17 protein-coding genes are annotated in these 12,672 nt (G+C 63.7%); 9 read left to right on the forward strand and 8 right to left on the reverse strand.

The genetic code is table 11. The features are described from left to right. Window positions 1-20 precede the first annotated feature (20 nt). The 3 genes from F0185_RS07625 (at window position 21) to F0185_RS07635 (ending at window position 1,631) form a co-directional block, all read left to right on the forward strand. Window positions 21-584, forward strand: a complete 564-nt coding sequence (locus F0185_RS07625; protein WP_167223425.1) for a cohesin domain-containing protein — start codon at window positions 21-23, stop codon at window positions 582-584. Between the two features lie 69 nt (window positions 585-653). Beyond that, the gene (locus tag F0185_RS07630) at window positions 654-1,028 is read left to right on the forward strand and encodes a pentapeptide repeat-containing protein (RefSeq protein ID WP_167223114.1); all 375 of its coding nucleotides are present in this window, start codon (window positions 654-656) and stop codon (window positions 1,026-1,028) included. 159 nt (window positions 1,029-1,187) lie between these two features. Further along, a complete protein-coding gene (locus tag F0185_RS07635; RefSeq protein WP_167223116.1) occupies window positions 1,188-1,631 on the forward strand; it encodes a hypothetical protein in 444 nt (147 codons plus the stop codon). Between the two features lie 225 nt (window positions 1,632-1,856). Here the strand turns inward: F0185_RS07635 and F0185_RS07640 are convergent, their stop codons facing one another. After that, window positions 1,857-4,367 (reverse strand): TonB-dependent receptor plug domain-containing protein, encoded by a 2,511-nt coding sequence (locus tag F0185_RS07640; RefSeq protein WP_167223118.1) that lies wholly within the window; start codon window positions 4,365-4,367, stop codon window positions 1,857-1,859. 120 nt (window positions 4,368-4,487) lie between these two features. Continuing rightward, window positions 4,488-5,327, reverse strand: a complete 840-nt coding sequence (locus F0185_RS07645) for a type 1 glutamine amidotransferase domain-containing protein (protein WP_167223120.1) — start codon at window positions 5,325-5,327, stop codon at window positions 4,488-4,490. 101 nt (window positions 5,328-5,428) lie between these two features. On the opposite strand from F0185_RS07645, the gene F0185_RS07650 reads away from it, so the two are divergent. Continuing rightward, a complete protein-coding gene (locus F0185_RS07650) occupies window positions 5,429-6,328 on the forward strand; it encodes a LysR family transcriptional regulator (protein WP_167223122.1) in 900 nt (299 codons plus the stop codon). On the opposite strand, the gene F0185_RS07655 is transcribed toward F0185_RS07650, so the two are convergent. Next, window positions 6,325-6,936, reverse strand: a complete 612-nt coding sequence (locus F0185_RS07655) for an ankyrin repeat domain-containing protein (RefSeq protein ID WP_167223124.1) — start codon at window positions 6,934-6,936, stop codon at window positions 6,325-6,327. The two genes, F0185_RS07650 and F0185_RS07655, sit on opposite strands and share 4 nt — an antisense overlap. A gap of 187 nt (window positions 6,937-7,123) precedes the next feature. Here F0185_RS07655 and F0185_RS07660 point away from each other — a divergent pair, with 187 nt between their 5' ends. Next, window positions 7,124-8,041, forward strand: coding sequence for a LysR family transcriptional regulator (locus F0185_RS07660; protein WP_167223126.1), 918 nt, complete (start codon window positions 7,124-7,126; stop codon window positions 8,039-8,041). Here the strand turns inward: F0185_RS07660 and F0185_RS07665 are convergent. Then, a complete protein-coding gene (locus tag F0185_RS07665; RefSeq protein WP_167223128.1) occupies window positions 8,038-8,445 on the reverse strand; it encodes an iron chaperone in 408 nt (135 codons plus the stop codon). The two genes, F0185_RS07660 and F0185_RS07665, sit on opposite strands and share 4 nt — an antisense overlap. A gap of 155 nt (window positions 8,446-8,600) precedes the next feature. Here F0185_RS07665 and F0185_RS07670 point away from each other — a divergent pair, with 155 nt between their 5' ends. From F0185_RS07670 to F0185_RS07685, 4 genes are all read left to right on the forward strand, one after another. Further along, window positions 8,601-9,062 (forward strand): STY0301 family protein, encoded by a 462-nt coding sequence (locus F0185_RS07670; protein ID WP_167223130.1) that lies wholly within the window; start codon window positions 8,601-8,603, stop codon window positions 9,060-9,062. Between the two features lie 156 nt (window positions 9,063-9,218). Beyond that, window positions 9,219-9,710: an Hcp family type VI secretion system effector gene (locus tag F0185_RS07675; protein ID WP_166884347.1), complete on the forward strand. Its 492-nt coding sequence runs from the start codon at window positions 9,219-9,221 to the stop codon at window positions 9,708-9,710. A gap of 12 nt (window positions 9,711-9,722) precedes the next feature. Then, window positions 9,723-10,178, forward strand: a complete 456-nt coding sequence (locus tag F0185_RS07680) for a BPSL0067 family protein (protein WP_167223132.1) — start codon at window positions 9,723-9,725, stop codon at window positions 10,176-10,178. 130 nt (window positions 10,179-10,308) lie between these two features. Next, window positions 10,309-10,731: an STY0301 family protein gene (locus F0185_RS07685; RefSeq protein ID WP_167223133.1), complete on the forward strand. Its 423-nt coding sequence runs from the start codon at window positions 10,309-10,311 to the stop codon at window positions 10,729-10,731. Window positions 10,732-10,775: 44 nt separating this feature from the next. Here F0185_RS07685 and F0185_RS07690 read toward each other — a convergent pair whose 3' ends face one another. The 4 genes from F0185_RS07690 to F0185_RS07705 all read right to left on the reverse strand — a co-directional run bounded on the left by F0185_RS07690 (window position 10,776) and on the right by F0185_RS07705 (window position 12,666). Next, window positions 10,776-11,081 (reverse strand): tetratricopeptide repeat protein, encoded by a 306-nt coding sequence (locus F0185_RS07690; RefSeq protein ID WP_167223135.1) that lies wholly within the window; start codon window positions 11,079-11,081, stop codon window positions 10,776-10,778. Window positions 11,082-11,272: 191 nt separating this feature from the next. Next, window positions 11,273-11,830, reverse strand: coding sequence for a hypothetical protein (locus F0185_RS07695; RefSeq protein ID WP_167223137.1), 558 nt, complete (start codon window positions 11,828-11,830; stop codon window positions 11,273-11,275). Between the two features lie 67 nt (window positions 11,831-11,897). Continuing rightward, window positions 11,898-12,353, reverse strand: a complete 456-nt coding sequence (locus tag F0185_RS07700; protein ID WP_167223139.1) for a hypothetical protein — start codon at window positions 12,351-12,353, stop codon at window positions 11,898-11,900. Between the two features lie 16 nt (window positions 12,354-12,369). Then, a complete protein-coding gene (locus tag F0185_RS07705; protein ID WP_167223141.1) occupies window positions 12,370-12,666 on the reverse strand; it encodes a hypothetical protein in 297 nt (98 codons plus the stop codon). Window positions 12,667-12,672 lie beyond the last annotated feature (6 nt).

The raw sequence follows: 12,672 nt of genomic DNA on the forward strand, positions 1-12,672 counted from the left end.
CGGGGCATGAGGATGAACAGATGACGACATTCAAGAAACTCTTCGCCGCCATGATGCTGGCCGCGAGCACGCAGGCGTTTGCCATTCCGACCCTGTCGGTGAACGCCGTGCCGTCGCCGGTGGTATCGGGCGGCAAGGTCGACCTGGCGGTGAATATTTCGGATATTACCGACCTGTACGGCTACCAATTCACGCTCAGCTTCGATGCGGCGCTGCTCAAGGCGAGCGGTGTCAAGGAGGGCGCGTTTTTGAGCGGTGCCGGCACGACCTTCAGCGACGGCGGCAAGATCGACAACGCGACCGGCACGATTTCGTTCGTGTTCAACACGCTCGTTGGCGCGGGGCCGGGCGCGTCCGGCAGCGGCCAGTTGGGGCTGTTCAGTTTCGATACCTTCGGCAACGGCAATGCGGCGCTGACGTTTTCCGACGTGCTGTTCCTGGACGCCAACCTGAACGAGATTGCCGTGGCGGCCGATGGCGGCTCGGTGCGGGTGGTGCCCGAGCCGGGAAGCTTCTTGCTGATTGGGATCGGGCTGGTGGCTGCCGGCGTAGTGCGGCGAGGCCAACAGGCGGCGCGTGTCTGATTGAGTGATTGATGATGTCAGGCCTGGCACTGCGCGAGCCAGCGCGCGCGCCGGCGCACCGGGAGGCACATGGACAGTACGGATATTGCCTCTGAAGTATTAGCCGCATACGAACGCGGCGAACGGTGCTTTCAAGGCCTGACGATCTGCCGTGAGAGTTTCGAGGGGCAGGTGTTGGAGGATGTGGTGTTTCAGGACTGCAATTTGTATGTCGATTTCAGGCATGCCAATCTGCGCAACGCCACATTTCGCAATGGCGGCATCAAAACCTGCGATTTCAGGGATGCCGACCTGAGCGGTGCCCGTTTCGAGAATGTGTCCGTTGAAGGCTCGCAATACGCACGAGCAAAAACGGATGGGGTTTGCTGGAACAACAACTGGGCCTACGGCAGCATCTCGACGCAAGACGATTTTGACAGCTGGATCAAGGGCCATGAGCAGTAGTGCGATCGGCCGGCATTGATACGCGCTTTGTTGGGCCAGGATGAGGCATGGGCTCATGCAGAGCGCGAAAGAGTGCATCGGCGCGGCCATCGACGTCCTGGCTGCGGGCGGAGCCTTGGACAGCTGGGATCAAGCTGCCTCCCCGGATACTTTCTACAAATGACAAAAACTGACGCGTCCGTATTGAATGAACTATCCCGGCTGGAGAAGCAGGCAATTGTCGTCGAGGATTTTGATGAAGGTGGTGACGCCCTGCAAGCGCTGGCGAAGTTAGATAAAGCGCGTGCGCGGGAGGTGGCATTGAGGATCCTGCGCGAGGAGATCGGCGACGTGTATTATCAGGCCTCCGCGTTTGATGTTCTTTACGGTATTTCTGCGCCAGATGCGGTTCGGTATATGGAGGCAGCCGCCACGACCGTCGATCCCTATATCCTGGGTAGGATGCTTACCGAGATTGCCGTCGATTCGGGCTATATCGAACATCAGGCCCTTGTGGCGAAGGCGGTTCCGCTACTGCGCCGCGCGCTCGCAAGCCGGACCACGAAGGAGTTAAGCGCAATTGAGGCATCCGTAAAACACTTCGATGAGACTTATCCTGCCTAAATCCGGTGTCTAAATCCGGTGTCAGGTCTGACATTCGGACACGAACTCAGCATAAATCCGGTGTCAGGTCTGACATTCGGACACGAACTCAGCATAAGATGGCCAGTCGTTTGCTTTACGCTCGAGTTCGTGTCCGTTTGTCAGACCTGACACCGGGTTGCTCGAGTTCGTGTCCGTTTGTCAGACCTGACACCGGGTTGCTCAGACCTAGCACCGGGTTGCTGGTCAGAACTTGTAGCTGGCCCGTGCGTACACGAAGCGCCCCGAGCGGCCGAACGGCGCGCGGTTGGCGTACGGCACCGCCGCCGTGGTGTTGAGCGAGGCCGGCACCGGGTCCGAATACACGTCGAACAGGTTGTCCGCGCCCAGCGCCAGCGTCGCCCCGCCGGCCAGCGTGTAGCGCGCTTCCAGGTTGACCACGGTCTTCGGGGTCAGCCAGAAATCGCTCGCTGGCGTGCTGCCCGCCGACAGCACCTTGCCGTAACGCGTGGCGTTGAAGGTCGCGCCCCATTGCGCCAGCTTCCAGCGCGCGCTGGCGCTGATCTTGTTCTTCGGCTGGCCTTCTTCGATACCGAGCACGTTGGCGCGCCCGAACAGGGATGGCGCCGGGCTCAGCGCCGCGAGCTGCTCCGTGACCGGCACGCGCGTCACTTCGGTGGTGTTGAAGTTGCCCGCCAGGGTCAGGTCGATCTGGCCCGCAGTGCTGCGCAACGGCCAGTTGGCCACCACGTCGACACCCGTGGTGGTCGAGTTCACGCCGTTGATGAAGAAGCGGCTCCCGCCCACGCCGCTGTAGCCATTGGCGCTGAGGAACTGGCGCACGTTCGCTTGCGTCAGGTTTTCACTGAGCACGATGCGGTCGCGGATCTTGATGCGGTAGGCGTCGACGGTCAGGCTCACCGGGCCGATGCGGGCCACCGCGCCAAGCGCCAGATTGACCGATTTTTCCGCTTCCAGCGGCTTGGCGCCGAGCGCGACGGCCACCGGGTCGTCGGGACGGAAGGTGGCGATATTGAGCGCCGCGCCGTCGATGAAGGTCATCGCGGTCGATGTGTAGAACTGCTGCTGCGGAGAAGGCGCGCGGAAGCCGTTTTGCAGCGAGCCGCGCAGGCCGAACGCCGGCGTGAAATCGTAGCGCGTGGCCAGCTTGCCGGTGACGTTGCTGCCGAAGTCGGAATAGCGCTCGGCCCGCACCGCCAGCGAGGTCAGCAACTCTGGCGTCAGCTTGGTTTCCAGGTCGAGGAAGGCGCCGATCGAATGACGCCCGCTGTCGATGGCGTTGGCCGGGGTGTAGCCGGGGAATACTTGCGAGCCGGCCGCGCTCGGACGGCCGTCGGCCAGGGTCACGCCGCCGTAACGGTAAGAATCGGGCTCGCCGGCCCACAGTTCATAGTTTTCGCGGCGCGCTTCGGCGCCCACGGCCACGTTCAGCGGCGCCGGCAAGATGGCCACGCTGACTGGTTTGACGGCCGAAAAATTCAGGGTCAACTGGTCGTAGGCAAAACCGCCGGCGTCGAATGCGGTCTTGCTGGTCGCGCCGAGCGAGCGGTTGAGCGAGTTTTCGACCGTGAACGCCATTTTGTTGCGGCCGAAACCGATCGAGGCGTCGAAGTCCCAGCCCTGCGCGCTCCAGGCCAGCCCGCCGGTGGCGCTGAAGTCGTCCACCGTCGGCGCAATGACGGGCAGGTAGCCGTCCGGATAGAGCGAGGCGATGTTTTCATCTTGCAGCGGACGGCGGAAGAAGCCGGCGGCGCTCGAATCGCGTTTCTGGTAGCTGGCCGAGCCGTACAGTTTGGCCTCGCCCGATAAAGGAATGCCGGCGTTGGCGAAGATGGTCGATTGGGTCAGTTCCGGCTCGCCGCCCCAGGTGTTGTAACGGTTGATGGTTTGCTCGCGCGGGTCGAACTTGCCGTTGATAAGGGGATACTGCTGGCGCACGTCGTAAGCGCTGCGCTCGGTATGCGATTGCTTCTTGTATTCGGCCGCCACGGTCAGGAAGCCGTCCTCGCCCAGGGTAAAGCCTTTCCAGCCGCTGACGGTGGTGGTCTGGCCGTCGGTGCGCTTGCGCTTGTTCGGCACGTCGAGCGCCAGCCCGGCCGGCACGGCGCCGGTGTTGTAGTCGTATTCCGAGATGCGCGCGCCGGTGCTCACGCCAAATTCCCCGCCGCTGCGGTTTTCGCGCAGGCGGAAGTTGATCACGCCGGCAATCGCGTCCGAGCCGTACTGGGCGGCGGCGCCGTCACGCAGCACTTCCACCGTCTGGATGATGCCCGCCGGGATGGTGTTCAGGTCGGCCGAGGCCGAACCGCGCCCCACGGTGCCGTTGACGTTGACCAGCGCCGACGCATGGCGGCGCTTGGAGTTGACCAGCACCAGGGCCTGGTCCGGCGCCAGCCCGCGCAGGGTAACCGGGCGCACGGTGTCGGTGCCGTCGGTCAGGCCCGGACGGGGGAAGTTCAGCGCCGGCAGGGCGGCCGACAATGCCTGGCTGACTTCGGTCACGCCATTGTTGTTGATCAGGTCGGCCGACACCACATCGACCGGCGAGGCCGTATCGAGCACGGAACGGTTCGATACGCGGGTGCCGGTCACCACCACGGCCGGCGGCGGCGTCTCGGCGCCGGCGCCGGTGTCGCCGGTCTGGGCCATGGCCGGAACCCACAGCGACGCCATCGACATGGCCAGGATGCTGAGACGCAGAGCCTGGGGGGCGCTTTGATAACCGTGTTGCTTCATTCTGTTGACTCCTCAGTGATGGGGCGCCGGCACTGCGGCCGAACGGGCTGCCACTATAAATTGTGCCCGGCGTTAACAGAACGACGCATTTCACATAAGCTTAGAAGGGCCGGCGAGGTGCTATTTCGTCAGGCGATCGAGCAGTGCTTGCCCGACTTGCAGGGCGGACGCCGGATTCTGGCCCGTGATCAATTCCCGGTCCGTGACCACGTAGCTGGTCCATGGCGTGGCATTGCTGCTGTAGCGGGCGCCGGCCGTTTCCAGCGCCGTCTGCGGCAGCAGTTTCATGACGCCGCCCTTGAGCGAACCTTGCGCCAGGCCTTCTTCCTGGTTGCTGATCACGGTCATGCGGTAACCCGCGTAGATCCAGCCCGGCGGGGTGGCCTTGCCGCCTTGCTCCATGCGGGCGATGCTGGCCTCCGGCTGGCTGAGTGCCGACAGCAGCGCTGCCGGGCCGTGGCACACCAGCGCGGTCGTCTTGCCGGCTTGCTGGAAGTGGGCCAGCAGGCGTCCGAGCGCGGCGCTGCGGATCAGGTCTTGCATAGGCGCGTGCCCGCCCGGAATGTAGACGGCGTCGTAACGCGCATAGCCGATCTGCTCGACCCGTGCCAGGCTGATCACCGGCGAGCGCTGCTGCGAGGTGATCTCGAGTTTGGCGACCAAGTCCTGATGCTGCTTGAGCTTGCCCGCATCGCCGCCGAAGTACATGACGTCGAGCGAGGTGGTGTCGAGCGTCGGAGCCTGTCCTGTGGGCGTGGCAAAGGTGACGTCATGGCCGGCGTCGAGCAGGAGCTTGAGCGGCTGGGCCAGTTCGTTGAGGTAAAAGCCGGTCGGGTAGCTTTTGCCATCCTTCAGCTCAAGGTGGTTGGCGTCGGACAACACGACCAGCACATTGGCGGCCTGGCTGGCGCCTGCCAGGGTGAGCAGCATGGCGGCGAGGAGGGGTTTGAGGTGGTTCATGGTCGGTTTCCTTCGGTAGTTAGCGTAGGCAAGACTATATTCGCGCCTTGAAAAGAGATAAACTACCTATAGAGTCAATGATTAGTTCTTGAAAGGCAAAAATGGCGCGACGTTACGGCCATTTGGGTGATGTGGAGATTTTCCTGGCGGTGGCCGAGCACGGTTCGCTGACGGCGGCGGCAGTCACCCTGGCGACCACGGCGTCAGTCGTCAGCCGCGCTTTGGTCCGGCTGGAGCAGCGCCTCGGCAGCCAGTTGTTGCGCCGCACCACGCGCAGCCTGAGCATCACCGATGCCGGCCAGTTATACCTGGAGCAGTCGCTGGCCGCGTTCGCGCTGATCGACGAGGCCGAACGCGCCATTTTGGGCCAGGCCGACGAGGTGGCGGGCCGGGTGCGGCTGAGCGTGCCGACCACGTACGGCCATTACCGCCTGCCGGCCTTGCTCGACGCCTTTGCGCGGCAGTATCCGCTGGTGCGGGTGGAGCTCAACATTGCCAACCGCAACGTGGACCTCGTGGCGGAGGGGTTTGACGTGGCGGTGCGCCTGGGCGAGTTGCCCGACAGCGGCATGGTGGCGCGCAAGCTGGAAGACGCCCAACTGTGCCTGGTGGCTTCGCCCGCTTACCTGCAACGCGCGGGCACGCCGGCCTCGTTCGACGAGTTGCAGCGGCACGCCTGCATCTGCTTCGTCATGCCCAGCACCGGGCGCGTCTCGCCCTGGCTGCTGCGCGATGCGGGCGGCGATGTGGACTGGTCGCCGGCGGCGCGCTTGACCGTCTCCGACGATGTGCTCGGCGTGGTGTCGCTGGCCGCGCATGGGCTGGGTGTGTGCCAGAGCTACGACTTCATCGTGCGCGAACGCATCGAGCGGGGCGAACTGGTGGAGCTGCTGCCCGCCATGCGCGGGCGCACGCGCGCGTTTTCGGCGATGTATGCCGCTCACCGGCGCCCGTCGGCGGCGGCGCGCGCCCTGATCGGCGCGCTGACGGGCGCCCGCTAGCGCGGTGGCGCCACCTCGAACAGCGCGTACAGCGCGTCGAGCGCGGCGCTGGCGGCGGCGACATGCTCCGCGCTGAAGACGGCGCGGGATTGCTCGAACCGCGTGCCGATCATCCTCACATGGTCCTTCATCGGCGCGGTGACGTGGGCGCCGGCCGCCAGCAGGTCCGTGGCGATGACGATCATCTCAGTCAGCTGCGCGTTGTGGCAGGTCTTGAGCGCCAGTTCCAGCGGCGTCAGGCCCTGTGCGTCGACGGCGTCGAAGCGCGCCCCATGCGCGAGCAGCACGCCGGTGCTCCCGGCGCGATGGCAGCGCGCGGCATCGTGCAGCGGCGTGGCGCCGGACGCGCTGGGGCGGTTGACGTCCGCGCCCAGTTCCAGCAATACCTCGATGCGGCCGCGCCAGCTGCATGCGCGCAGGTGCAGGGGCGTGTCGCCGGAGGTGTTGGTCGCGTACAGATCGGCCCCTTGCGCAAGCAGCCAGCGCGCCAGCGGGTCCGGGCACAGGTCGAAGGCCAGCGCGCTGCGCTTGTCGTCGCCGCCACGGGCGTCGATCAGGCGCGTGTCGAACACGGCTTTCAGTTCATCGAGGTCGCCCTTGTCGAGCATCGCCTCGAAATCCTTGGGCAGTAGTTTCCTTTTAGGCTAGACCATGCCGCGTCCTCGATAACAGCAATATGATCGGTTTGCGCAGTCTAAACCGGCCCGGCAGGCGATGCGCAAGGATGGGATAATGGACCATGCGCCTGTCCCTGTTGCGCCGCATCCTCGCGAAAACCGGTTCCGGAGCCTACTTATGCTGATGCTGTCGAAACATTTACCCAGCACCAGGGCCTTGCAGTGCTTCCTGGCGGTGGCGCAAGAGCTCAATTTCCGTCGCGCCGCCGAGCTGATGAACATGTCGCAGCCGCCGCTGTCGCGCCAGATCCAGGGCCTGGAAGAGATGCTGCGGGTGCGCCTGATCGAGCGCGACACGCAGCGCGTGAGCCTGACCCCGGCCGGCGTCGCGTTCAGGAAAGAGGCGCACAAGCTGCTGCTGGCGCTCAATGCCGCCGTTGGCGGCGTGCGGGCGAGCTGCGACGACGCCGATGCGGTACGCATGGGCCTGACCAGCGTGATCAACCACGCGCTGATGCCGGCCTTGCATGCGCTCGTCAGCGATGCGGCCTTTACCGGCGGGCGGGCGTTGGAACGGGCATGGTCGCGCCAGCTGGCCGAGCGCGTGAGCAGCGGCGCGCTCGATCTGGCGATCGTCGGCGATATTGCCGCTTCGGGGGCGGACCTGGCGGTCGAGCCGCTCGCTTGCGAACCGATGATCCTGGTCTTGCCCGAGACGCATCCGGCGGCGGCAAACGCGCAGGTCGACCTGGCCGACGTCGTCGACTTGCCGCTGTTCTGGTTCGCGCGCGCCGACAATCCGGCTTTTTACGACAAGTGCGAGCGCGCTTTCAGGCGCCTCGGCTATGCGGCCCCGCGCCGGCCCGAACCGAAAGACTTCACGCTGTTGCTGGCCGCGGTGGCGGCGGGCGAGGGCGTGGCGCTGTGCCCGCAATCGATGCGGGCGACCTCGCGCCTTGGCGTGGCTTACCGCGCGCTGCCGCCCGCTGTGGCCCGCTTGTTGTCGATCGACGTGCAGGTGGTGGCGCGCGCGCACGAAACGCGCCCGGCGGTGCTGGACAAGATCGCGCATATCCGCATGGCGCTGGCGCGCTAGCCTTGGCTCTTGGCGGCTGCGCCGGGCTTGGCCTGCTTGCGCCAGAAGGTCGCACAGTCGGCTTTGTCGGCGATATTGAAGCCGATGATTTTCCCGAGCAGGGAAAAGTCGACGTCGGCGCGCCAGGGAATGCGGATCAACAGTTTGGTGTGCTGGTAGCCGGCCTGCTTGATCTGGCCGGAGAAGTGCGCAATGGCGGCCGCTTCGGGGGCGACCGCCAGATGATGGCGGGCCGTGCTGAAGCCAACGATAAAGGTGCCGTGATCGGTGAACATGGGCTGGTTCCAGGCAATCCTGCGTTCGAGCGCGGGGAATGTCTGGCCGACCCAATCGAGCACCTCGCTGGTTCGCGCGCGCTGGGACGGCTCGTCCATCTGTGCCAGGTAGTCCGAAAAAACGTTCATGGTGTGCCTCAGGAATGACGTTGATTTTCCGCAGGCCTACGATGTTACCTCAGCATTGACGACATGTCGGGCTTTTAGCGTCGACATTCATTGGCAATCGCATGATGTTGCCGCGATAATATTATCCAGTCCAGCTTTTGGGAGTTAACATCATCATGCAATCTTTATCTTCAAATCGCGGCGCCGTGAAAGCGCTTTTGCTGGCAGCGATTTTCCTGTCCTCGGCAGCACAGGCCGTCGAGGTGACGTGTCCTGACTTCTATCGGAGCAAGACGCTGACGCTGCCGCCCGATTCGTCCGATCCGGAAGGGCACGGACTGCTGAAACCGGCGCATCTGAGCTATACATATATTCACGATGGCGATCTGTACAGCGCGCAGACAATGGTTCCGCCTGCCTCCAGGAAGGTCAACGGTGGGTGGCAAACCGAATTCGGCGTCGTTGCGGATACGGATAACTGGCTGGTGTGCGTGTATGGTGGCCAGACGTGGGGCGATGGCAGCCTGGAGCGTTGGCAACGGATCGACAGCAAGCTGAGCTCGTGTGTATTGCACGTCACGCAGACCAGGAAGCCGCGCAGCCAAACTGTCTGGAAGGCCTGGGCCAGCTGCAAGTAATCATCCTGATGCGGTCCGGATCGAATCAGCTTACCGCCACCGGCCTCGGATGGCTGGAATTGTATCAACCCGAAGTCTGCGATTTAACATTAATTTATTAGCAATACTGTCGCGTTGCAGCGATAATACTGATTAGTTAATATTTTTGGAGTCAACATGGCAACAGATGTCTACATGCAACTCGACGGTATCAAAGGCGAATCCACGGATGCGGGCCATAAGGACTGGATCGAAGTATCGCGCGTGACCTGGAGCGTGTTCCAGCCGGGCGCATCGACAGCGTCGACGGCCGGCGGGATGACCACCGGCAGGGCGGAACTGTCGGACCTGTCTTTCAAGAAGCTCGCTGACATGGCATCCCCGATCCTGCAGCAGCATTGCGCCATGGGCAAGACCATTCCCAAAGCGTCGTTCCAGTTCATGCGCGCCGATGGCGATGGCAAGCCGGTTAATTATTACACCGTGGATCTGGAAAACGTGATCGTGTCGAGCGTGACGCCCGATAGCGGCGACAGTGGCATCGTGATTGAATACGTGCATCTGGCGTATTCCAAGATGAAATGGAAGTACACCCGCCAGGGCATCAAGGGTGGACCAGAAGGCAACTCCGCCGGCGGCTGGGATTGCGCAGCGAACCGCTGCGCGTAAGGGGAGGTCGCAATGCCTCACCCCGTCGTTTATCGTGACAACCTGGATGACCTGATGGCGGAATGGGAGCGCACGGACACGAAAAAGATTGGAAATGGGCAGTGCGTGCGCCTGCCTCAAGAATATACCAATGTTGGACATACAAGCAGATGGCAACGCGGGGCCAGGGTGCTCGATTTGACTACCCTGCCGCCTGGCACGGTCATTGCCAACTTCAAGCTCGTGAATAACAAATGGCGGTTTCCTAACGAAAAAGGGTGGCATGCCGCACTATTTTATGGTTTCGCCGACGTTGAGAAAGATGCCAAAGGCAAGCCTACTGCGATTGTCATGGTTGATCAGTGGACAAACAAAGCACCGGGCATGCGTCGCGTAAGCTCCTGGACAGCTGCGGAAAAAAAAGCCAATCCGAAACGGGCGGAGGCATCGAACGAAGCCACGGAATTTTACGTGGTGGAGGTGCAGTGACAACGCTGTCAGCTGACAGTGATGATCCTGTGGTCGGCCGCGCAGGCCGTCGAGGCGACATCTGACCGGGGCGGTGTGCAGGACCGATGCCAGCCCGGCCAGTCCAGCCTGGCACGCAGCGGGATCGTCCGTGCTCGTGGCAGCGTTTGTTCTGGCCCCGGCTGCGCAGGCGCAGGTGCTTGCATGCCCCACGATCTATCCGATGGCCGAAGCGGCGCTGGCGAACAGCCCGTCAGATCCGAACGGCATCGGGCGGCTGAAACGCGGCCATCTCTCCTTTGCGTACATGTATTTCGGTAGACAGTTCGGCAGACAGTTTGCGGTGCCGGATGAGCCGATTAAGGTCAAGGGCGGCTGGTACACCGAATACCGTTTTAATCCGCAGCACGAAAACTGGCTGGTGTGCAGATACGGCGGTGGTTCCTGGGGCGCTGGCGACGTCGAGCGGTGGGAAAAGCTGGCGCCGGCCATTACGTCGTGCAAATTGGACGTCAGGGAAATCAAGTCGCGGATGTATGCAACCAGCTATACCGTGTCCGCCATGTGCAAGTAAGCAAGCGGGAGATGCACGAAACCCGTGCGCCGCCACCGTGGCGCTCAGCGTGGCCGGGGAACTGGAATCCCGGCCGCTTTGCGCCACTCCTCAGCCCTGACCGGATCGGCCGCCACGCCGATGCCGCGTTCGTAGATGTTGGCCATGCTGCGCTGCGCAGGCTTGTCGCCGCGCAGCGCGGCCTTTTCGAACAGCGCCCGCGCCTGGCCGTCGTCGCGCGCCACACCGCGTCCGGTTTCGTAGCAGCGCGCAAGATACGATTGTCCCGACGGGTCGTCTTGTGCCGCCGCCATGCGCAGCAAGGCCACACCTTGTTCCACCGAGCCGGGGCCGTTGTCATCGATCAGCATCGCTCCGTAGTACGCCTGGGCGCGCGGTGGGGTGGTTGACAGGGTGTGATGGTGCTCATGGGCGCGGTCTGAAAAATTTTGATGCCGCAATTTTACAGGTCGGCGGATGGCGCCATCAGCTGGCCGCGCTCGGCTGCACGTCCTCGGGATACGCGAGGGGACGCACAAGTCGTATCGTTCGGCGGGTCTGATCAACTGGCGCGTTGCCAGTCCATGATCCAGTTTTCCGCCCAGCTGCGGCCGCCGTCGTGCGACACCGCCTGGCGCCAACGGCACGACGCGGGGCCGATGCGGTCCCAGACGCCGCGCACGATGACCGCCTGGTCGTCTTCCACATCGGCCGCGTCCCAGGTGCCCACGCCGTCTTTGAACCCACCCCAGCTTGCCGGATTGAGCACGCCGTTCTTGCGGTTGCACCAGTAGTCGGCCCAGCGCCCTTGCTTGACATCGAGAATGCGCAGTCCCATGCCGCTGAAGTTGCGTGACGGGATGCGTAGTTCCTCGACGCTGGCCAGGCCGCCCAGCAGGCTGCTCACGCTGGCCTCGCCCTCGAATGCATCCCACTGCGTGTCCTTGAACTGCCTGTGCCGGATTTTCCACTCGCCCGACAAAAAATCGAAGTCGCCCGGCTTGCCGGTTGCCGCCGCTGGCGCTGCGGCGGCGCTGCTTGCGCCGGGCTGGCCTGCCGCGGCGAGGCAGGCGGCCGCTTGCAGCAGCATGCGGCGTTGGATGTTGGTGGTGCTGCTCATATCGCGCTCCTGTCACTGTGGTTAACGACATCGAGCATGAGGCGTATTCAGGGCCGATTGCGCCCTGTTAAGAATCGTGGAGCGGCTCCTGCCCCAGCGCTGTGACGACGTACGCCAGTGCGTATTCGAGATCGTGCAGCGCAATGACAGCGGCGGGCGAGGTGAAGTACAAGCTCAGGTCGAGCGTCGCTTCCATGCGCCAGATGCTGCTGACGAAGGCGCGGCAATCGTCAATGCGCGCCACGATGTGGAAGGGCTGCTCGCAAGGGATGTGAACCTCGGGGCCGGCGCTGGCGATGCCGGCACAGACAAGGTCGAGGACGGCAGCGCGGTCGACCGGATGAGGCCAGCGCCGCAGCGCCGGCGCGTCAAGCGCGTTCGCCTGCGCAAGCGCCTGCCGATGACGCAGGAAGTCACCCGGCGCGGGCATGGTGATGCGCACATCGCCAAGCCCGTCGAGCGCGGCGGCGAACTGCCGCACGCGGCGCTCGAGCAGCTTGATGCGCAATTTTTCGGACGTCATGATGGCGCTACCCGGCTCACCCGGTGAGAAGAACCCAGAACGCGGCGCCGAGGAACATCGGCACTGCGTTTAACACAAAGCTCACCCACTTCAGCCCGGGGAGGGTATCGGGCTCGCTGAATGAGGCCATGGCGACGAACATGCCGATGCCGCAGCCGATCACCAGGGCGGTGGCTGCGTCGCTGACGCAATCGAGCATGAAATTGCCGCAGCTGAACCAAAGCGACTCAGTCCATGTCATCACGAATAGGACGAAGGTCAGCAGCGCGATGCCAATGCTGATCAGGGCTAGTCTGCTGGCGTGAATCAGCATGGTGAT

The organism is Massilia rubra (assembly GCF_011682065.1).
Taxonomy (GTDB): Bacteria; Pseudomonadota; Gammaproteobacteria; order Burkholderiales; family Burkholderiaceae_D; genus Telluria_A; species Telluria_A rubra.